The sequence below is a fragment of the Spongiibacter thalassae genome (assembly GCF_012272835.1).
Taxonomy (GTDB): Bacteria; Pseudomonadota; Gammaproteobacteria; order Pseudomonadales; family Spongiibacteraceae; genus Spongiibacter; species Spongiibacter thalassae.
The window spans coordinates 375,955-396,716 of the sequence record NZ_JAAWWK010000003.1; the positions used below are offsets into that span (position 1 = coordinate 375,955).

17 protein-coding genes are annotated in these 20,762 nt (G+C 55.6%); 10 read left to right on the forward strand and 7 right to left on the reverse strand.

Translation table 11 applies throughout. The annotated features are described in order from the left end of the window. The first annotated feature begins 182 nt into the window (after nucleotides 1-182). The 7 genes from HCU74_RS10450 (at nucleotide 183) to HCU74_RS10480 (ending at nucleotide 6,703) form a co-directional block, all read left to right on the forward strand. On the forward strand, nucleotides 183-965 hold the full coding sequence (locus HCU74_RS10450) for an amidohydrolase family protein (protein ID WP_168450381.1): 783 nt from the start codon (nucleotides 183-185) through the stop codon (nucleotides 963-965). Nucleotides 966-1,098: 133 nt separating this feature from the next. Then, complete coding sequence (gene cbiB / locus HCU74_RS10455; RefSeq protein WP_168450382.1) at nucleotides 1,099-2,064, forward strand: adenosylcobinamide-phosphate synthase CbiB; 966 nt, start codon at nucleotides 1,099-1,101, stop codon at nucleotides 2,062-2,064. Further along, a complete protein-coding gene (locus HCU74_RS10460) occupies nucleotides 2,061-3,077 on the forward strand; it encodes an aminotransferase class I/II-fold pyridoxal phosphate-dependent enzyme (protein WP_168450383.1) in 1,017 nt (338 codons plus the stop codon). The genes cbiB and HCU74_RS10460 overlap by 4 nt, the downstream gene beginning before the upstream one ends. Next, nucleotides 3,077-3,412 (forward strand): TfoX/Sxy family protein, encoded by a 336-nt coding sequence (locus HCU74_RS10465; protein WP_210425227.1) that lies wholly within the window; start codon nucleotides 3,077-3,079, stop codon nucleotides 3,410-3,412. The genes HCU74_RS10460 and HCU74_RS10465 overlap by 1 nt, the downstream gene beginning before the upstream one ends. A gap of 79 nt (nucleotides 3,413-3,491) precedes the next feature. Then, the gene (locus tag HCU74_RS10470; RefSeq protein WP_168450384.1) at nucleotides 3,492-3,818 is read left to right on the forward strand and encodes a BolA family protein; all 327 of its coding nucleotides are present in this window, start codon (nucleotides 3,492-3,494) and stop codon (nucleotides 3,816-3,818) included. 1 nt (nucleotide 3,819) lies between these two features. Further along, nucleotides 3,820-4,773, forward strand: a complete 954-nt coding sequence (gene trhO / locus HCU74_RS10475) for an oxygen-dependent tRNA uridine(34) hydroxylase TrhO (RefSeq protein WP_168450385.1) — start codon at nucleotides 3,820-3,822, stop codon at nucleotides 4,771-4,773. Between the two features lie 235 nt (nucleotides 4,774-5,008). Beyond that, entirely contained in the window at nucleotides 5,009-6,703 is a 1,695-nt protein-coding gene (locus HCU74_RS10480) for a wax ester/triacylglycerol synthase family O-acyltransferase (RefSeq protein WP_168450386.1), read from the forward strand. Nucleotides 6,704-6,717: 14 nt separating this feature from the next. Here HCU74_RS10480 and HCU74_RS10485 read toward each other — a convergent pair whose 3' ends face one another. The 5 genes from HCU74_RS10485 to HCU74_RS10505 all read right to left on the reverse strand — a co-directional run bounded on the left by HCU74_RS10485 (nucleotide 6,718) and on the right by HCU74_RS10505 (nucleotide 12,881). Continuing rightward, nucleotides 6,718-8,133: a multicopper oxidase family protein gene (locus tag HCU74_RS10485; RefSeq protein WP_168450387.1), complete on the reverse strand. Its 1,416-nt coding sequence runs from the start codon at nucleotides 8,131-8,133 to the stop codon at nucleotides 6,718-6,720. Between the two features lie 27 nt (nucleotides 8,134-8,160). Continuing rightward, entirely contained in the window at nucleotides 8,161-9,252 is a 1,092-nt protein-coding gene (locus HCU74_RS10490; RefSeq protein ID WP_168450388.1) for a DUF1513 domain-containing protein, read from the reverse strand. Nucleotides 9,253-9,272: 20 nt separating this feature from the next. Continuing rightward, on the reverse strand, nucleotides 9,273-10,394 hold the full coding sequence (locus tag HCU74_RS10495) for an imelysin family protein (RefSeq protein WP_168450389.1): 1,122 nt from the start codon (nucleotides 10,392-10,394) through the stop codon (nucleotides 9,273-9,275). Next, complete coding sequence (locus HCU74_RS10500) at nucleotides 10,394-11,557, reverse strand: di-heme oxidoredictase family protein (protein WP_168450390.1); 1,164 nt, start codon at nucleotides 11,555-11,557, stop codon at nucleotides 10,394-10,396. Before HCU74_RS10500 ends, HCU74_RS10495 begins: the two co-directional genes overlap by 1 nt. A gap of 97 nt (nucleotides 11,558-11,654) precedes the next feature. Beyond that, complete coding sequence (locus HCU74_RS10505) at nucleotides 11,655-12,881, reverse strand: imelysin family protein (protein ID WP_168450391.1); 1,227 nt, start codon at nucleotides 12,879-12,881, stop codon at nucleotides 11,655-11,657. Between the two features lie 184 nt (nucleotides 12,882-13,065). On the opposite strand from HCU74_RS10505, the gene HCU74_RS10510 reads away from it, so the two are divergent. Beyond that, on the forward strand, nucleotides 13,066-13,932 hold the full coding sequence (locus HCU74_RS10510) for an HpcH/HpaI aldolase/citrate lyase family protein (RefSeq protein ID WP_168450392.1): 867 nt from the start codon (nucleotides 13,066-13,068) through the stop codon (nucleotides 13,930-13,932). 61 nt (nucleotides 13,933-13,993) lie between these two features. Here HCU74_RS10510 and HCU74_RS10515 read toward each other — a convergent pair whose 3' ends face one another. Beyond that, nucleotides 13,994-15,013, reverse strand: a complete 1,020-nt coding sequence (locus HCU74_RS10515) for a YheT family hydrolase (protein WP_168450393.1) — start codon at nucleotides 15,011-15,013, stop codon at nucleotides 13,994-13,996. Between the two features lie 125 nt (nucleotides 15,014-15,138). Here HCU74_RS10515 and HCU74_RS10520 point away from each other — a divergent pair, with 125 nt between their 5' ends. Both HCU74_RS10520 and HCU74_RS10525 read left to right on the forward strand, forming a co-directional pair. Continuing rightward, complete coding sequence (locus tag HCU74_RS10520; RefSeq protein ID WP_168450394.1) at nucleotides 15,139-17,319, forward strand: TonB-dependent receptor; 2,181 nt, start codon at nucleotides 15,139-15,141, stop codon at nucleotides 17,317-17,319. A gap of 30 nt (nucleotides 17,320-17,349) precedes the next feature. Then, nucleotides 17,350-17,649: a nuclear transport factor 2 family protein gene (locus HCU74_RS10525; protein WP_168450395.1), complete on the forward strand. Its 300-nt coding sequence runs from the start codon at nucleotides 17,350-17,352 to the stop codon at nucleotides 17,647-17,649. 72 nt (nucleotides 17,650-17,721) lie between these two features. Here HCU74_RS10525 and HCU74_RS10530 read toward each other — a convergent pair whose 3' ends face one another. Continuing rightward, nucleotides 17,722-20,736: a Tn3 family transposase gene (locus HCU74_RS10530; protein WP_168450396.1), complete on the reverse strand. Its 3,015-nt coding sequence runs from the start codon at nucleotides 20,734-20,736 to the stop codon at nucleotides 17,722-17,724. Nucleotides 20,737-20,762: the final 26 nt, after the last annotated feature.

Below are 20,762 nucleotides of genomic sequence, written 5' to 3' on the forward strand. Positions count from 1 at the left end.
GCCAGGGCGACAAAGCTGATAGGGCAATAGCAGTTTCGCAACAGCGACGTAATGCACGACAACGATAATAATAGAACGGCTGGTTTTACTTCATAGGTTCGACATGGAGGCGGCATTCGAAATTACGACTGTTTCGGATACGGACGTGCGCGTAACCAAGGCACAGCTGACGGAGACAAAGTATGAATCATATGATTTTCGATGCACATCTTCACATCATTGATCCGAACTACCCCTTGGTCAGTAATGACGGTTTTATCCCCGCGCCTTTTACGGTTGACGACTATGTTGGGCACACGGCGCAACTGGGTGTTGGCGGGGGAGCAGTGGTATCCGGCTCCTTTCAGTCCTACGATCAAAGCTATCTCGTGGCGGCCTTGCGGCACCTGGGCCCGAGTTTTGTTGGGGTTACCCAGCTGCCGTACACCATCTCCGACACTGAACTTTTTCGGCTTCACGACAAGCGAGTTCGCGCCGTGCGCTTTAACCTGCGGCGCGGGGGCTCAGAGTCAGTAGAGCACCTGTGCTATTTTGCCGAGCGAGTTCACGACCTGTTGGGATGGCATGTGGAAATATACTGCGACAGTATTGAACTGGAAGATCTGGAGGACAGCCTGTGCCGCCTGCCCGCGGTCAGCATAGACCACCTTGGGCTGAGCAAAAGCGGTTTGCCCTTGCTTTACCGTCTGGTTGAGTGTGGAGTGAAGGTTAAGGCTACCGGTTTTGGTCGCGTGGATTTTGCCGTCAGTCAGGTGGTTCGTCGTATCTACGATATTAATCCCGACGCCTTGATGTTCGGCACCGATTTGCCGTCAACCCGGTCGCCGCGCCCCTTTAACCCAGTCGATATAGAAATCATTGGCAACGCCCTTGGTGACTATGGCGCCCGCAAAGTGCTTTGGGAAAATGCCTTGGCCTTCTACAAGTTGGAAGACATCGCCCTACAGGAGGTGGTCGCGGTCTAAACGCCGCCCGAACGCCCATCCGCTTCCAGTAAACTTTGCTTGATCCCCTTTGCGCCCTTGTTTAGAGTCACCCCCTTTATGTGTTGCTGATCGCGCCGTCACCCCAAAGGTGCCACGCAAATCCCGGGCCGCAATGATTACTGACCTTTTTTTAACCGTCGCCACGACCCTGGCGGCCCTCGCACTCGACCGATATTTCGGTGAGCCTCGTCGCTTCCATCCCTTGGTTGGCTTTGGTGCACTTGCGCAAAAGGTCGAGCGCTTTTGTAATGCCGGTGGTGCGACAGTTCAATATATTGCCGGTATAGGCAGCTGGGGGATTGTCGTCCTACCGATTATCATCGCCGTTTATCTGGCGGATCGTGCGCTGTCTTTTAACCTCTGGCTGGCCTGCTTTTTTGATGCGCTGATTCTCTACCTCGCGATAGGGTGGCGCAGTATGTGTGAACATATCGAGCCAATATATCGAGCGCTGGCCAGTGGTGATATCGACAGTGCACGTCAGCGTTTGTCCTACGTCGTCAGTCGGGATACGGCCGCGCTGAATCACGACGACATCGTGGCTGCGACCATCGAAACCACGCTGGAAAACAGTAGCGATTCCCTGTTTGCCTCACTGTTCTGGTTTGTCCTTCTGGGCCCGGCGGGGGTCATTTTGCATCGCCTCTCCAACACCCTTGACGCGATGTGGGGTTACCGCAATGCCCGCTTTAATTTCTTCGGTGCTTTTGCCGCCCGTGTCGATGATGCTTTAAATATCCTTCCTAGCCAATTGGTAGGTTTCAGTTTTTTCATTGTTTCCCGCTCATCTGCAGCACTGCGCTGCCACGTCCGTCAGGGTTGGCGCTGGAAGAGCATCAGCGCCGGTGCGGTGATGGCCTCTGGTGCCGCAGCGTTAGGAGTTGAACTCGGCGGAACAGCGAGTTACCACGGTGTCGCCAATACAAGGCCGCCTTTGGGGGAAGGGCGAGCGCCGAATCTTGAGGACATCGCCAGGGCGATAACACTGGTAAACCATACGCTACTGTTATGGCTCGGGGTGGGCATCACGCTATACGCCCTGTTGTTGGCCAGCCAAGTAGTGGGAGGGCTCAAATGATGCAGCCCCCCAGACATGGCGGCAATCCCCTGGAAGGGCGCGGTGTATCGCTCAATGTTGCCACCGGCATTAACCCCTGGCCGTGGCCGATGCCGGAAGTGCCGTCCCGCTGTTTCACCGAATTGCCCTATGACAATAGCCGCTTGCGCCAGACTGCCGCCGACTATTATAGAGTAGACATCGACAATATCGCGCTTTGCGCGGGCAGTCAGGCCATTATCCAGTTGCTGCCCCGTCTCCTGGACCAAGCCAGTGTGCTGGTGCCACGTGTGGCATATGAAGAGCACGCTTATCGCTGGTCACGGGCAGGGCATACGTTGAACTATTTCAGGGACTACAGGGAAGACAAGGTGCTGGAAGATATCCATCGGCACAAGGTCAAACACCTGGTGCTGGTCAGCCCTAATAACCCCGACGGGACCATTGTTGATATCAATGTGCTACGCCGCTGGTTGCGCGCACTTCCCGCTGACGGCTGTTTGATTCTCGATCAAGCTTTCGCTGACGGCACGCCGGACAGTGATGCCCGAGAGCTGCTGGACGAGGGCAATATTCTGATTCTGCGCTCGGTAGGTAAATTTTGGGGGCTTCCCGGCCTGCGTCTCGGCGCGGTATTGGCCAATTCCAGTTGGATAGACCGGCTGGAGTCGGAACTGGGACCGTGGCCAATTTGCGGGGCGGCGCAATACCTTGGTGAACGATTGTACGCCGATCGCGGGTGGCAGCTGGCGATGCAACAACGGCTTGTCCTCGCAGCAGAGGCGCAATCGACGCTCCTCGAGGAATACTTTCACGGGCGATACACCAGTATTCACCGGCAATTGCTGTTTACCACTTTTCGACTGGCTCTGCCCGAGGCTCTTGGGTATCAGCAGGCAGCATTCTCGGCGGGTATCCATACCCGGGTTTATCATTGTGGCAGTGAGGGGTATATGCGCTGGGGTCTTGCCGCTGACCAAAAAGACCTGGCTCAGCGCCTGAACAAAATGTTTGCCTGTCTGGGCGCAGCCTGATGCCCCGCGAAATGCCTGAAAACCTCAGCTATCTGCTTGAGCAGATGCAATGTCTGGGGCCAGTAGAGGCCCGCCGTATGTTTGGTGCTTACGGTATTTTTATCGACGGCATCATGTTCGGCCTGTACAGCGATGAGCAGCTCTATCTAAAGGCAGACTCAGTGTCAGCGGAAAAGTTTGAGCAGCGTGGCCTGCCTCCATTCATTTACCAACGCTCAGGCAAGGAAATAGCCTTAAGCTACCGCTGCGCACCGGAGGATTTTATCGACGATACCGAGGTAATGTCTGTCTGGGGTATGGAAGCCATTTTTGCCGCCCACCGCAGCCGTCGCTGAGTTCTCCCTGCCGTGCAAGCCTTATGGCAGCTCGCCGGGGAGTGATATACTTTGCCCCCGACGAACAGGGGAGTCGATAATGCAAGTTGAACACACCATCCGCGACAAAGTCAGTGCCGCCTTTGCACCCAGCCATATTGAATTGCTCAATGAGAGCCATATGCACAGTGTGCCGGCCAATTCTGAAACACACTTTAAACTGGTGCTTGTTTCGGAGCATTTTCGCGGAGTGCGCAAGGTTGCCCGCCACCAGCAGGTTTACGCCTGCGTTGCCGAGGAACTGGCCGGCCCCGTCCATGCTTTGGCCCTGCACCTTTACGATCCCGACGAATGGCTCGCGCGCAACGCCCCAGCGCCAGATTCACCCAATTGCCTCGGCGGCAGCAAAAGCGAGGGCAGTCGCTGAGATGGAAAAGATCGTTGTCGCCGCGCTATACAAATTTGTTGCACTACCGGATTACCACGAACTGCGGGAACCCCTGCTGGAAGAGTGTCTGGCACTGAATATACGAGGCACCTTGCTACTGGCCGCCGAAGGCATTAATGGCACCGTCGCCGGGAGCCGCGAAAATATCGACAGCCTGCTTGCCTATTTGCGTAAGGATCCTCGGCTTGCCGACCTGGACCACAAGGAGTCCTTTGATTCGGCACAGCCGTTTTATCGAATGAAGGTGAAGCTCAAGAAAGAGATAGTCACCATGGGTGTTGAGGGTGTCGACCCCAACGAAGTGGTCGGCACCTATGTGAAACCCGAAGCCTGGAATGCGCTGATTTCAGACCCGGAGGTGGTGCTTATCGACACCCGCAACGACTATGAAGTGGAAATCGGCACCTTTAAAGGGGCGGTGGATCCGGCGACGACAACCTTCCGTGAATTTCCTGAGTACGTGCAAAAGCACTACGATCCGGCCAAGCACAAAAAAGTCGCCATGTTCTGCACCGGCGGTATTCGCTGTGAAAAAGCATCTGCCTATATGAAACAGCAGGGTTTTGAAGAGGTATACCATCTGGAGGGGGGGATACTGAAATACCTGGAGGAAGTCGACGAAAACGACAGCCTTTGGCAAGGGGAGTGCTTTGTCTTCGACAATCGCGTGTCGGTGAAGCAGGGTCTCGCGCCCGGTATTTACGAACTGTGTCACGGTTGCCGACACCCCCTTCACCCCGATGAGCGCCAGCACCCCAAGTTTGAGGAAGGTGTCAGCTGCCACCGTTGTTACGACACACTGACTGACGATCAGCGTAAGCGTTTCAGAGACCGGCAAAAGCAGATCGAACTGGCAGCAAAACGTAATGTCCCACATGTGGGCGCGCCACCGCCTGAACGGCAGCGGCGTGATGAAACAGGACGCCGCGACTAGCCCCATCGACTCAAGCGCAATTCGTTCTCCGGCGTGTCACTCACGCCGAAGCAGCACACACCAATATATAAACGAAAAGACGCTAGGCCGTCCGGCGTATATCTTCGGTGGAAAATATCGTTATGATAGGGTTTTTCCTTATTTCGCTGGAGCGGGGTCTTCAAGGCACTTAACAGGCCCTGAGATAAACCGCTATCCTTACGTGAAGTAAAAATAAATATATAGAGGTTATTGCATGAAGCAGCTAGGTGTACTCGACTCAGCCTTTGTCAATCTGGAGCATCCGACTACACCACAGCATATCGGTGGTTTGGGCATCTACGATCCATCGACCGCCCCCGGCGGTTTTGTTAGGTTCAAGGGGGTCATTGCCAACTTCGAACGCCGCCTGAAAAAACACGATATGTTTCGTTCCCGACTGGTGTCGGTCCCCGGCGACCTCGATCGGCCTTATTGGGTTCTCGATGCCAACTTCGACGTAGAATTCCACATTCGCCACCTCGCTCTGCCACAACCCGGCGACTGGCGTCAGCTGTGTATTCTCGTCGCCCGACTGCATGCCCGGCCGCTCGATATGGCACGCCCCTTGTGGGAGGCCTACATCATCGAGGGTCTCGACAATATTCCTGGCGTGCCCAAAGGCGGTTTCGCCATCTACACCAAAATGCATCACTCTCTGGTTGATGGTGCCGGTGGGTCGTCGATTATGTCGGTCATTCACGACCTCGAACCAGACCCGGCGGCGGTGCCGGAAGGGCCTGATACGGTAATGGTTGATGTAGCGCCCGGAGCCTTGTACCTCGGTACAGCCACGGCGGTTAACCAGCTCAAGAACAGCGTCAAAATGGTGGGAAGTGCGGCCAGCACACTGAAAGACCTCGGTAAGCTGGCTTGGGGCGTTGCCAAAAAACAAATACCTATGCCATCGATAAGCTCGCCGCGCACCCGCTTCAACAATCCGGTAGGTCCCTATCGAGTATTTGAGGCCGCGGAGTTTACGCTGCAAGACGTGAAGCTGGTGAAAGACGTCAACGGCGTGAAGATCAACGATGTGATCCTTGCTGTGGTTGGCGGCGCCATGCGCCATTATTTACAGCATCACAATGAGCTTCCCGATGATAGCCTCGCGGTGAGTATCCCGCTGAATATGCGCCCACGCCGTGGGGTATCAGATGACAACAACCAGATCGGCTCGGTATTCGTTGAAGTACACACCGATGAGCACGACCCTATCGACCGGCTCAAGGCCGTGTATGCCAGCTCTCAGGAAGCCAAGGTTTTCGGTGAAAACTCACCCTTGGTGGATGTCCTGCGAGTTGCGGGCGTACTGCCACCGGTGTTTACCAAGAGCGTTGTGCAAACCTATGTTAATAATGAACTGACCCAGCACCTGCCCCTGGGCATCAGTTCAGTGGTATCGAATGTTGCCGGTGCACCGTTTCCGCTGTATTCAGCGGGTGCAGAGATGGTTCGCTACTACGGTTTGGGCCTGTTGACGCCGGGTGTCGGCCTGTTCCATCTTGCCTTTAGTTCCGCTGGAATTGTGACTTTGTCAGTGCTGGGCGACCGCGAGTCGATGCCGGACCCGGCCTTCTACCGGGAATGTATCGAGAAATCCTTTAAGGAGTTGCACGAGGCCAGCTTGAAGCTCGCCTCGAATGCAAAGGCAAGCGAGGCTGAAAAAGCCAAAAAAACGGCACCCGCCAAGAGCGCAAGCAAGGCGAAAGCCACCCCTGCGAAGACGCCGGTTCGCGGCCGCAAAGCGGCGGCGAGCAAAGCCGACACGGCAAGCCCCGGCAAACCGCCGGCAAAAAAAGCACGGGCAACGACCAGGAAAGCCACCAGCCGCAAAACTGATGCGGTAGCGTCGGTGTTCGAAGGCAACAATGAAACCAATGTGGTGTCCTTACCTGGCGGGAGCCGCAGCTGAGCGCGGCTGTGGGCTTACACGACAGCCAGGTAACCCATTAAGCCGGTTTTCATATGCTCGATGACATGGCAGTGAAACATCCAGCGGCCGGGGTTATCGGCCACAAACGCAATGCGCGCGCGCTCGTTTTTTTCCAGTAAAATCGTATCGCTTTGATAGGGAATAACGGCGCGCTTGTCCGACGTCAGCACAGTGAAGATCATGCCGTGTAGATGGATCGGATGGTGGTGGGGTGTCGCATTGTGCAGATCGACAATATAGGTCTTGCCCCTTTCCAGTGTCGCCAGTGGCTCCGGCAAATGTTCGTGGCTGTGGTCGCCCCAGGCGCGCCGGTTTATCAGCCAGAAGCTGTGGTCCACCTTGCCGTCTTTTCCCGTGGGTGACAGGGCTCCCTGCCACTCGAACACGAAGCTGAGCGATTCGGCCTTGTGTAAATCAGGCTGAGGGATGGGGTTAGGTGGTAGCGTCGGCAGGTTTTCCGGTTTAATTGTGGCGACGGTGTCGCCCTGTCGCTCAGCCCCCCGCGCAACGGTTTTCAGGCGACACAGCTCGATGTTAAACCGCCCCTTCCGGTCGGCAAGGATAAATTCCTGGTTTTCCGTATCCGGCGCCTGAAAGGCCAGGTCCATACGCATACCTGCCCCCAAAGGGGTGAGTTCAAAGGGCCGGTGGGGAGTTAAAGGGCTGCCATCCAGCGACAATATTCGGCTGCTGACACCGTCAATACTGGGTCGATATACCCGCGTATTATCCATATTGGCAATGCGCAAACGGACAAGTTGGCCTGCGCCAATTTCAATCGTGGGCCGCTGCCGACCATTCACCGTGTTGATGGTGCCCAGGGTTCCATCTCGCGCCGCCTCTCTGGGAATAGAAAGGGGGAGATAGCCGCCACGGCGATCCAGCCGCCAATCCTTCAAGCCGATAATATGTTCTTCGTAGGGGCTTGCTGCCTTTTCTTCAACAATCAGCACGCCCACCATACCCATTCCGAGTTGACGAATACTATTGATATGGGGGTGGTACCAGAAGGTCCCGGCGTCGGCGCAGCGGAATTCGTAATCAAAGCTCTCGCCGGGGGCAACCGGCGCCTGACTGATCCCCGGCACCCCATCCATATCTATAGGCAGGCGTATGCCGTGCCAGTGAATGGTACTGGCTTCGTTCAAATGGTTCTCAAAGCGTACACGTAAAACCTCGCCCTGCTTAACCCGAATGACTGGCGCGGGAAACTGCCCATTAAAACCAAGGATCTCGGTCGAGTAGTCTGCCACGAGCTGATGGCTGCCGTAGTCCGCGCGAAGGATATAGCGGCCCTCAGGCCCATTGCCGGCAGTTGGGCGGGCCATCGCGAGGCTGAAACGGGGCAGGGCACAGGCGCCCGACAGCAACAGGCCATTCTTAATAATGCCGCGCCTATTCAACAACATAGGTAACAAACCTCGAAATATTCTATTTTAACTCCACCCCTCGGGCAGGATGACAAGGTGATTGTCCCACTGCACACCCGGTGCATAGGCGAGGGGTAGTAAGTCACGGTGACCAGGCTTGGCCGCCATCAACTGGCCGCGACCATTGCTGACGACAAACTGCTCATAGCGCGGGTCGTAACAGGCTCCCGCGCTGTCACGCAAATGCCAGCTTTGCAGAAACCGTCCATCGTTGATCGACCACAGGGTGAGCAAATTATCCCTTGGCATACTGCACAACACCTTGCCCTTATCGTCACAGGCAACACTGGCCACATAGTCGCGGAGCAGTGGCAGGGAATTGTTTGCCTGCAATGCCTCAAGTAGGCCACCACGCCGATGCCGATACACCAACGCGCGACCAGAGGGGACAGGCCCCTGATATTGCGCACCAACGATGACGTCGCCGTCGACGCTGACATCAAGGTGACGCAGACTAAGCTGAGGGTGGGGCGCATCGACGAACTCACTCACCTGCGCTGTTCCCAGGTTGATATATGCAAGACCCGGACGGAGATGATCGGGGTTCAGGGTCTTGCGGCCATGACTGGGCAGGGTTTTCAAACCGCCGATGGCCACAACCAGTTCCTCCCCCCCCGGCATCAGAGCCAGCTCATGGGGACCGATGCCGCCGCTGTCGAGATGTTTGAGCCAACGGTAGTCTTGCTGGCAGTCATAGACGCCAATGACACCCTCGCCACCGGTCCCCGCATTGTTTTCAGTGGTGTACAGGTAGCGCCCATCAGCGCTTATAATTCCGTGCCCGTAAAAATGGTGGCCCGCTTGAGCTGCAATTCTGTGGTGCAGCCGTCCACTACGTCCGTCAACAACGTAAAAATAGCGGCCGGGACGACGCTCAAAAAATACGACCTCACGCTGCTGTAGGTGGAGACAAACATCGTGGCCGCGCAGAGGAGCGTCGAGACGAAACTCCCAGCCGTTGTCCTGCCACACCCCGAGCTGATGCCCGCCAGCCCTGCTGTTGGCAGCGCTGCATACCGGGCTGAACCGCGGACTTGCGCAGAGTGCTGGCGCCGTCGGAATCGCAAGCGCCAGACTGAGCTGTGTACTGAGTTTCACCAGTTCTCGACGACGCACGGCTAGTCCCCGTCCTTGCTGTTGAAACTTAAAGTGATATTCAACGCCTTGGGCAAATCCCGTTTTAACAGTGTAAGCAGCTCACTGACGGTGACATACAGCCGGGTCACTCGGGGGTCTCCACGGGGATCACTAGCCACCTCAAATAGACTGCTATCCAGTGCATTCACAGCTACCAATGCCCGCTGGAATGCCTCGTCTACCTCCTGCGACAACTTTGCATGACCTTTGGCAGCCAGATAAGCGGCCAGGCCCTCTTGTGCATCACCGCTGTAAAGGCGATGCATGGCGGTGAGGTTGGCAAGAATCATTTCCCTGGAGTAGCGGCTGCGCCACCACTCGACGAGATAGGGCTGGGGTAGAGGCGACTCGCGATCAAGCCCCATGGGTCGTTCAATTTTATCCCGTTTAATCAATTCCGCGCCGAAGATCAGGCTTTCGGCAATAGCAGCGACCGCAAGATTTAGATCAGGGTAGTCCGGGTTGTCGGGGCCGGGCCGGGTAAAGGTGGCGGTGTAATTACCGCCGTCAGCGTCCCAACTGTGGTACAACCGGGTCGCTATGTTCTGCTGGTAGTCCGCGATAGTCTGAAGCAGAGCGCAACGCTTTGCGCCGCTGTCACGCTGGTAGGCAGCCAATTGCCCCCCTTTGACGTCAAACAACAGATACTCTGCAGCACTCAAACCGCGAATGATGACACTGGCCTGAGCCAGTGACACGTCGTTGATCTCGTCGCCGCCGCGCAGCAAAGCCTCGACCTTGCGCGCCACCAGATTCTTGCGGTCGGGCCAGAATTGAACCTGCCAGCTGATATTATCTTCGGTGACAGGGCCAAAGGGCATGACCTGGGGCCCCGCCCAGGCCGAGGCGCTATCCCGCCAGGACTGGCGAACCGACTCCATATGTTCTTCATCCACCGCCTGACAAAAGGCGCGACTGGCCACGACCAGATTTTCACTGGCCTGCTTATAGGTAAAATAGGCCGGTAGTACGCTGCTTTCGACCACGCTGGCAAGCAGCCGAGGCTCAGGCGATGGACTGCACGCTGACAGCACCGTCAGAGCACTGAAGGGCAGTACGAGAAGCCGTGCAAGAACGGCGCGGCATGACGATAGATACAACATTAGAGTGCCTGCAAAAATTGAATAAGATGTTCCCGAGTGTCGTCGGCCAGGCCGAGGTAAGCCCTGCGAGACGCGGCGGCTTCGCCATCGTGCCAAAGAATGGCCTGATGAATCGATGTCGCGCGGCCATCGTGCAGCAGGCGAATTGGCTGGCTGCCACTAATGCGTAAGCCCAGTCCCCATAGCGGCGCAGTGCGCCATTCAGCGCCACTGGCTGCGCCTTCACCTGGCGAATCAGCCAAACCTGGCCCCATATCATGGAGCAAAAAATCGCTGTAAGCGTAGGCATAATCCTGCGGCTCGTCACCCCGCACCTGCAAAGCGACCCTGGGCTGGTGGCACAGATGGCATTCGGCCTGAAAAAATGCCGCTGGCGCGATCGATTGGCTGGGCGGTAGCGCAAGATTTGCCACGTAAAAAGCCACGGCATCAAGTAATTTTTCGCTGATTTCCACGACCAAGCCATCATTTGCCACCACGGAGTTTCCATCGGCAGTATTCTGTTGTTGCCGCTGAGAACTGGTTATACCAATATCTTCAGCAAAGGCGGCGGCAATCTGAGTTCTCAGGCTGGGTTCAGCGGCCTTCCAGCCAAATATTCCGATGGTATCGCTCCGAGTGTTATCGAGGGTATTGGCACGCCCGGAAATACCATCGCCATCCACGTCATCGGGGTCTGCTGCTGCCCGCAGTGCTGTCCGGTCAATGCGGTCGATCAAACCCATGCCCACCAGCGCCGGCGCCAGTCGCGCTGAAACAGGGGCATCGTATGCGCTGCCGGCAGTGAGAGCGTGTGCCTCCATTCGATAGTGCCGCCACGGCAGTGACACCGTGTGCTGCTCTGATATCGAAACCGCCTGGTGCCGGGTTTGCCAACGAATCTTGCCTTCTGCGACATAACCCGGCAGAGCAAAGGTTTGCAGTTGCTTGCCGACTGCACTGTCAGGAGAAAGCTTGAGTATCAAGCCAGGCCCTTGTTCCGGTAACATCCCCTGGCCATTGTCAATGTGGCAGCTTGCACAGCGATTGGCATTAAACAAGGGTCCGAGGCCATCTCTGGCAGCGGTGCTGGCGGGGGCTGACACCCAGGCCTGGCGGGCAAAACTACGGCCCACCGCCCAGTCCAGCTGTTGGGCCAGAGAGAGGCTCGCTGATGGACCCATTAAATAGCGGGCATGGGGATAGTCTGCCTGACAGGGCGATAGACCGAGCAGTAACCACGCGGTGCATTGCGCGACCCGTATTGCCAGCCTGACAGAACTAGCTGGCGTTGGCGTTGACATTGATTGCAGAGGCGGCCTGTTCAATGCTGCGCGTTTGCTGCTCGAGCCGCTGCAGTATGCGAGTCAGCAGTGCGCGCCCCTCGGGGTGATCCGGTGAGATGAGCATGTCGAATTTTTGCGGGGCAGCGGGGCGTTCCGCCCACTCGGTAAGGGTTTTCAGCTCGGCCATGGTAGCGTCCAGGTCCTGACGTAGCTGTTTGTCCACCTGGGGTGCGACAGCGGCTACCGCTGCACTGAGCGAGGGGCCACGAAGCAGGGTGCCGTCGCGACGCTGATATTCGCCCAGATACACATTACGAATACCCAGCCCGTTGTAATAGTGCGACCAGTGAGTATTGTCACTGAAACAGTCGTGCTCATCCTCTGGAGAATTCGCCTCCAGCGCGACCTTGATTCGCTCGCCGCCCAGTTCGCCGAGCGACAGTGAACCCATGCCCTTCACTATGCGCGCCAGCGCCTGCTTTGGGGGCAGACTGAGCAGTTCGGCCCGGTAGTTGGCGGTGTTCCCCGGCGCCCACTGGCTGGCCATATAGCGCAGGTCGCTGACCAGTTGTTGGGTTGCCGCGCGGAGGTAGGCCGCGCGCCGTTCGCAGTGGCCATGACTGCACGCCTCGCCGACAACAAAATCGGTATAGGGACGCTGTCCCGCACCGGCCTGGTGACCGTTCAAATCCTGCCCCCACAGCAGAAATTCAATAGCGTGATAGCCTGTTGTGACATTGGCCACAGCGCCACCCACTTCGTGCAGATCCTCCAGCAACGCAGGAGAAATCTGGGCGGCGTCGATCACGGCACCGCCGAGGTCTATGTGAGGGTTGGCGATAATATTCATGTCGGCGGCGATATTACCCAGACTTGCGGCATAGCTGTCGTCCACATAGTCAATCAGCCCTTCGTCCAGCGGCCAGCTGTTAACCCGGCCCTCCCAGTCATCAACCACCGGATTACCAAATCGGAAGACTTCGCTTTGTTGGTAAGGCACCCGCGCCGCCTTCCACGCGGATCGCGCACCGGCCAAGGTGTTCTCATCGGGTTTGCTCAGTAGCGCATCCACAGAATTGAGCAACTGTGCGGCAGCGGCAGCGGAATCGCCGTAGACAGCGTGAGCGATCGCGGCATAGTGTTCGACTATCTCCCGCTCGGTCGCAGCGGACGCCACCTGTGAGAGCATCAGTGCCAGGGTGACGATCAGGTGCTTAATCATGGTCTTCCTCGGTATAAAAGCGATAAGTCTGTACAATGACCGGGGCCATTCTACCGTTAAATGAAAATTATTCGCAATTAGAGTGGCGATTTATTTCACGGCAACGCTTGAATACCCATCAACCGCCAAAGGGCTGCGGGGCGAGGGCGCTGTGGTAAACTTGACGATTTTCCGGAGTGAACAAATGGAATTCAAACCCCGTCGTTCGGCGCTGTATATGCCAGGTGCCAATACTCGAGCACTCGAAAAAGCTCGCACACTGCCCGCCGATGTTTTGATTCTCGATCTGGAAGACGCGGTGGCGCCGGCGCAAAAGGCCGAGGCACGCGCGAATATCCTCACCGCCCTCGCCGAAGGGGGCTACGGTCACCGAGAGTTGGTAGTCAGGGTAAACGGCTTCGATACCCCTTGGGGACGGGACGATATTGTGGCCTTTGCCAAGGCGCCGATCAGCGCGCTGTGCCTGCCCAAGGTAGAATCCGCCGCGGAAGTTTCCGCCGTGGTGCAGCTACTCAAGCAAGAGCAAGCGAGCCCGGACTTGAAACTGTGGACAATGGCGGAAACGCCCCGTGGCATTCTGAATATCGACGAGGTTGCCGGCGCTGATCCGCGTATGGCCGCAATTGTGCTCGGCACTTCGGATCTCGCCAAGGATCTGCGTACTCCCCACACCCCCGAGCGGCTGGGGCTATTGACCTCGCTGGGTATGTGCGTGCTCGCTGCCCGTGCCCACGGTCTTGATGTGTTTGATGGCGTTCATCTGGACCTCAACGACCAGGTGGGTCTTGAACAGGCCTGCTCACAGGGCGTTGAACTCGGTTTCGATGGCAAAACACTGATACATCCCAAACAGATCGAGGCCGCGAACAAAGCTTTCGCTCCCAGCGCCGAGGTCGTTGAGCGGGCAGGGCGAATCCAGGCAGCGTGGCAAGAAGCTGAAGCTGCGGGTAAGGGGGTCGTACTGGTAGATGGTCGTCTGGTTGAAGCCCTTCATGTTGAAGAGGCGATTCGTATACTGGCCATAGATGCAGCGCTGCAACAGCGCGACTAGCACTGTATCCGTGCTGCTACTGCGGCGAGGCCTGAACAGGGAGACTCATCAGCAGTCGTTTTTATGACTCCGATGTCGCCTTGCGCCCCTTGGCCATCTTGCGGGGGTAGCGCGCCAGGTTAATCAATTCAACCACACGTTCGTCGGCCCAGCTGTCCAGTTTGAGGTTTTTGACAAAGCCACAGTGCCCGCCAAACTGGCAGCACTCTACGCTGAGCATGGGCGAAGGTGCCAGCTGCGCAAGGTCTTCGGCCAGTATCATTGGATCGTCCTGGGTGGCGATGACGTGGGCGGGGCTATCCAGTCCCGTCAGCACGTCGCCGACGATTCCGTAGGCCTGCAGGTAGTCCTCGGGGCGCTCGAATTCAGTATGGTTCGGCACAAAATAAGCGTTCATAGCCGCCAGTGATGTGAAGGAGGGGAGCTCGTCCTGATATCCTAACTCCGGGTAGTAGCGCAGTTTTTTAATCAGTGATCGCTTCCATTTCCGCACAAAGTATTTTTCATAAAGCCACCAGCCGTTCTCCAACGCAGCCATGGTCTTGACCGGGTCGAGCAGGGGGCAGATGGCAATGGTTTTGTTCAGGGAAATGCCTTCAGACCTGGCCCTCGCCGCCATCCTCAGCGCAAAATTGCCGCCCAGCGAAAAGCCCACCAGAAAGTGCCAGTCGCGGGGGTAATTAGCATGAATCTGTCGCAGGGCCGCAAGCATTTCATCGAGACGGGTGGAATTGAACAGGTCGCGATTCAGGTGGTGGCTGGGTCCGTGGTCGCGCATGTTCAGCCGAAACACATCGTAGCCTTCGGCAAACAGCGCCGAGGCAGCAGAGAGCAAATAGGTAGAGTTGGAGCTGCCCTCCCAGCCGTGAATCAAGGTGACCAGGCCCCGCGCGGGAATATCGTGGGCCGAATAATCGCCACAGAGTTGCACGCCGTTGCCGCAGTCGAGCACCACTTCCCTGGTTGCTGCCTGAAGGCGTCTTACCCGAGGAAAAATACGCAGCCGGCGCAAGCGCGTCGACGCGAGAATTGACTGAACGTGGGGGTTTTGCAAAAAACCGGGCGGCGAAAAATCCGTCATAACGTCTGTGTGTTAGCTCCGTGAACAATCCCTAAACCATATGGGGGATACTCATCAGACCCCACCAGAGGGAGTATATCCCGCAAACTTCCAATAATCGTTAATTCTTCCACGGGTAGGTGTCAATGAAATCCACGATTCATCGCACAGGAGTTGCGCTGTGCGCTGCGGGTGCTATTGCCGTTGTACCAAATATCGCAGCGGCAAAGCTTGAGCTGGAAGAAATACTGGTCACGGCGGAAAAGCGTGAATCCAGCCTGCAGGACACACCGATTTCACTGCTGGCATTCTCCCAACAAAAGCTCGAGCGCTTTGGCATCAGCGACCTTGGAGATATCGCCGGGCTTGCCCCCAACGTGACCATTACCCCATTCCCGAACAGCCGTAGCTCGCTGGTGGTCTTTATGCGCGGGGTGGGTAACAACGACAGCCAGACCACCCAGGACCCTGCTGTGGGCATTTATATCGACGGTGTCTATATTGCCCGAAGCGTCGGTTTGACCAGCGATATTGCTGATTTACAACGTATTGAAGTCCTGCGTGGCCCCCAGGGAACCCTTTACGGCCGCAATACCACCGGGGGCGCCATCAATCTTATCACCGCTAAACCCGGCGATAAGCTGGCTTTTTCCCAAACACTCAGCGCGGGGAATCGGGACTATTTTCGCTCACTGAGTAAGCTGGAAACAGGTCGCATCGGCGACGTTGCCGTCAAGTTGAGTTACCTTACTGGCGAGCACGCCGGCTGGGTGGAAAACACCGGACAGGGCGATAATTTCGGGGAGGAAGAAAAGGAGGCCGGGCGCGCAGCCTTGCGCTGGGATATCAGTGAGGGCATCACACTGGATTACGCCTACGACTTTTCCGACATCGACGGCCCGCAACACTTTTACCAAACCACCCAGTCCTCAGGTGCGCCCCCAGCCCAGGCCAGTCGCCAGGACGAAGGATCGTGGAACGGTGGTGTCGAGCCCAGTGTCACCGGCATCAAGGGACACAGCCTGATCCTGTCCTGGGCGTCTGCCATTGGCACCCTGACCGCAATTACCGGTTACCGCGAACTGGAAGAGACAATTGTTCAAGACTACGGCGGCGGCACCCCGGGATTCAGAATCAACGTAACATTGTCCCAGGAGCAATTATCCCAGGAGTTCCAACTGGTAGGGGATTTGGGCAGCGACTGGCGTTATGTCGCCGGGCTTTATTACTTTGAAGAAGAAGGACTGGAGGAGGAGCAGGCCTTTGTACCCGCCGTCGTGCCGAACCCGGTGCCGACAATGCCCCCTACAGTAATTACCGCCACACTTGAAGACCGTCGCATTGAGTCTGCCGCGGAGGCCTACGCCGCCTATGGGCAACTCAGCTGGTCGCCCCAACGTTTCGATCGTCGCCTCGACGTTACCCTCGGCGGTCGCTACAGCATCGATAAGCGGCAGGCAGCCAAGAACAGCGAAATCTATTTCGTCGATGGCGAACAGAGTGGCAGTCACGACTGGAGTAACTTCAACCCCAGTGTCGTGGTTGACTACGACTGGAGCGAAAATTTTTCTACCTTTGGCAAAGTGGTTACCGCCTATAAAAGCGGCGGTTATAACGTGCGCAGCACCGAGGAAGGTTTTCAACCGCCCTTTGACGAGGAGCATCTGATTTCCTATGAACTGGGCATGAAGTCAACTTGGTTTGCCAACCGCCTCAGTGTGAACGCGGCGATATTCCGCGCCGACTATGAGGATATGCAATTACAGCAGATCACCAATAACGCGACGATTTTTCTTACCGATGTGTTCAACGTGGGCAAGGCGCAACTGGATGGCGGCGAAATCGACCTGGTCGCGGTGCTGGCCGAGGGCTTAACCTTTCAAGCCTCCTACGGCTATACCGATGCCGACTTTGTGGAATATATCGACCAGCGTGGAGGCAGTCAGACCGAGGGCGAGAATATCGCCAGTCAGGCGGAAATGCCCTATGCCCCGGAACATAATTATACGATTGGGCTGGAGTACCAGCGGCCGATCAGCACCGCGAATTTAACCCTTACCCTCGACTATCAGTGGACTGACGAGCGCTACGGCACCGCATTGAATGACGATATGGCGGGCTTTTTCCTCGACGATTACGGGATTATTAATGCGCGCATGGCACTCTCCGGCCTGTTCATGGAAGGTGCAGAGCTGAGGGCAGCGGTGTATGTGCGCAACCTTACTGACGAAGAATACAAGGTGCATTCCATCAGTCTGGGTACCCACCACGCGGCCTACTTTGGCGAGCCCCGCAGCTACGGCTTTGACCTCAGTCTCCATTTCTAGACGGACACTCACCATAAAAAGGAATGACCCATGACCGAGACAACAAACAACGGCTTTGGCAAGTCTGCCCAACAGGCCAGTTTTCAATCCGGGCAGTTCGTCGCCGCCGGTGATAAGGCTTCCTGGCTGGCCCTGTTCGCCGACGATGCCATTGTGCAGGATCCGGTCGGCGTGTCCCCGCTGGACCCCAGTGGTGAGGGGCATAAAGGCAAGGCCGCCATCGCCAATTTCTGGGACACACTGATTGCGCCAGGAAAGATCAGTTTCGACATTGTCAGCTCTCACCCCGCCGGTGACGAATGCGCCAATGTGATCCACATGGGGTACTAGGGATTTTCCGTCCAAAAACGACAAAAATCGCTGAAAGCCCCGCCATCCGTGGCCTCTCAGGGAGTATTACTATTACCGAACCGGTAAATATCCCTCGATTGTGCGCATCAGTTCCTCCAGATCCGGTAACTTTTCACTCAATTCGAAGGTATAGATACCCTTTAAGTTGATGTTATACCAAGCCACTGGAGAAGCCTGTTTGACTATCTGTATTCGTTTATCGTCATTCTGATATTCGAAGCTGGTAAGCAGCTGGCTGAGTATGCTGGAGTTAAAATAGATGATGGCGTTGGTGACCAGACGTGCACATTCGTTCCAAAGTTGGATTTCTTCATCAGAGCTACCCCGGAACTGATCCCCATTGACGTTACTAATCGCTCGACGCAATTGGTGATAGGCCTCCCCCCGGTTAAGGGCGCGCTGAACATAGTTGCGCAGACTGGCATCATCGATGTAGTTAAGCAGGTAATTCGCTTTTACCAGGCGATTGTACTCGGTCAGGGCCTCCAACAAGGGATAGTTTTTCTTGTATCCGGAGAGTTTCCGAACCAACGTGGCCTGTGTTGTCTTTCGTTCTTTGAGTGACACTGCGATTCGTTGGATAGTGTCCCAGTGCTGCATGATACGTTTGGTGTTGATGGGCTTTTTCAGGTGTAGCTGGATTCTCTGATCCTTCCCTTCCTTTACATCAAACATCTCATTGATGACGCGGCCAACCTGCGCGTAGCGCGGCGCAAAGCTGTAACCGAACAGATCCAACAGAGCGAAGTTGACGTGATTGACCCCATGGGTATCGGTAGAGAGGACATCCGGAATGATCTCGGAGCTGTTGTTCATCAGCAAGTCAAAGATGTGGTGGGATTCGTGTTCATTCGCACCGATCACCCTGGCGTTAACGGCAGCGTGATTGGCGATTAAGCTCATGGCCGAGACGCCTTTCTGAGTGCCAAAGTACTTCGATGAGTAGCGCGTTTTGAAGGTTTCGCGCCGAGCCTCGAACTTTTGGCCATCGGCACTGGCGTGGATAATATCCTCTTGGATGTTGTAATGCTTGAAGATGGGCAGCTTGGCCGTCGCGTTGTTGATGTTATCGCTGGCTACATTCAAAGTTTCCAGTCGTAGATAGTTTGCCTGGATGGTGCTGAGTTGATCATAGGTGCGATCGGAGATTTGAGCCATGCCGTAGATGCCTTGGTTTGTCGCATTTCCCACCAGAATCGCTAGCAGGTCATATTCGTGGACTCGGCTCTTGGACTGGGAACCCATTACATGTTCAAAGCAATCAATGAACCCTGTGTCGCGGTCAACCATGCGCAACACATCGGCGACGCCCGTCGTCGGTATCTGCTGGAAGAAGGGGTTGTTGACCAGGTACTTTTTACTCGCTGTCGGTAACCGCCATAAGCGCTTACCCTTGGGATTGCGCAGGATGATATTACGGTTATCATCTTGTTCCAGGTAATCACTGACCTCATGAAAACGGATCTCCAGATCCCTGGCCATTTGCTCGATCAGTTTATGCGGTTCAGCGGTCAATTTTGGTAGCTGGGTTTGATCCAGCAACTCAGCCTTTTCTCTTTGCCAGCGTCCTCGACTCACCAGATCAGCCTCCAAAGCCCGGTATTTAACGACATTCGGCAAGGTCAGTTGCCCATTCAATCGGTCAGGGATTTGTAGATACAGGTACCATTCGTAGCGACCTGGGTTAAAATTTCCGCCCTCGTCCTGCAAGAAAGGCAACTGTTTTTTGGGTGGCAGCCGGCCGTCTATATTTGCCGTTGAGATGACTCCTGGGGCTGAGAAGTCAAGTCGGGCGTGATCCAGTACTGCTGCTAGGCGTTGAGTGCCCTCACTGCCTTCGAAGCGCAGGCAAAGAAACAGCTGCCGGAGCAAACCTTCCCTTAAGCTATCTCTCTGGTCATAATACTGCCACGTAGCTTCTTCAACGGAACGCTTTTGTTCATTCAGAAACAGACAGACGGACTCCAGGTCTTTCTCCGCAAGAAGCTTCAGGGCTTTCTGCTTTACCGACCCAAACGGTTGCTGTTGATCAATGCTGCCATCAATGAATAGGTGCAGAACTTCTGCCGCCTTGCTGACATTTTTAGCAGCTTTTTGCCAGTCCTTATAAACTGCTTCCTGCGCATAGGTCTTGGCTTTTTGCTTGATCTGTCGGACATGATGAACAAAACCATCAGCTATGCGCTCCAATGCCTGCTGCCAGCGGGACTGCAGATAGCACAGGAGATAAAGCCGCTGATTGCCCACAGACTGCCGTTTCATCTTGGCACCATAGTAGTCGACCCGCTCAGCAAGATGTTGTTGATTTTTCTGGGACAACGATAGTCCGCTCAAGAGGGAATTCACTTCCGGCATCCAGTGCTGGATATGGAAATGTACGGCCAGCTCCTTCTCCAGCTCGGTACCAGTAAAGTTACGGGCATATTGACGCAACTGTCGTAATGTAAGCGTTCCGTCACCATTTACAAGGGTGGCCAATGCTTGTTTTAAATCCGGAGACAGCTCAAATTCTACGTGGGTAATCAGCCGTTCTTGTTCCTGACCAACAACCTGGCTGATGATTTTTTGCAGTGTGCTGTAGGCTGGGATCGCAATTTTCTGCCCTGACAAATACTCAATGGCTGCATCGAAGAGGTATCTCGGAGCAGACCAAGCTTTGGCCTGCTTGATTAGGTGGGCTACCAAGGCAGATTCATGGCCTTTAGAGCTCCAGCGCTGGTATTCACAGAGTTCGAATATCCGCTGGTAAATCCGCTCGTTTTCTTTCTGAGATAGATTGAACGGCCTAAAGCCCGGTCCTGGTAGTACTGTTTGGTGGACGTGCTTGAGATCATGTTTTATCTGATGAAAACCAAGGTTTAGCGCGACAGGCTTAGCCTTAAAATAACCCAACAACAAGAAAAACATGTAGCGCTGGCCACGATTTCGGAATTTATTGCCAACTGCCAGTTCCTTGTCGTTAAGAGAGAAAAAGAATCGTTGATCGTTAGATGTGAAAATTGGGGGGCCGTAAAAATCATCTTGTTCTGCATCAGACAGGATCTGAACACGTTCTTCATATGCCATATTTTTAGCCTAAAAAAGCTAAATTT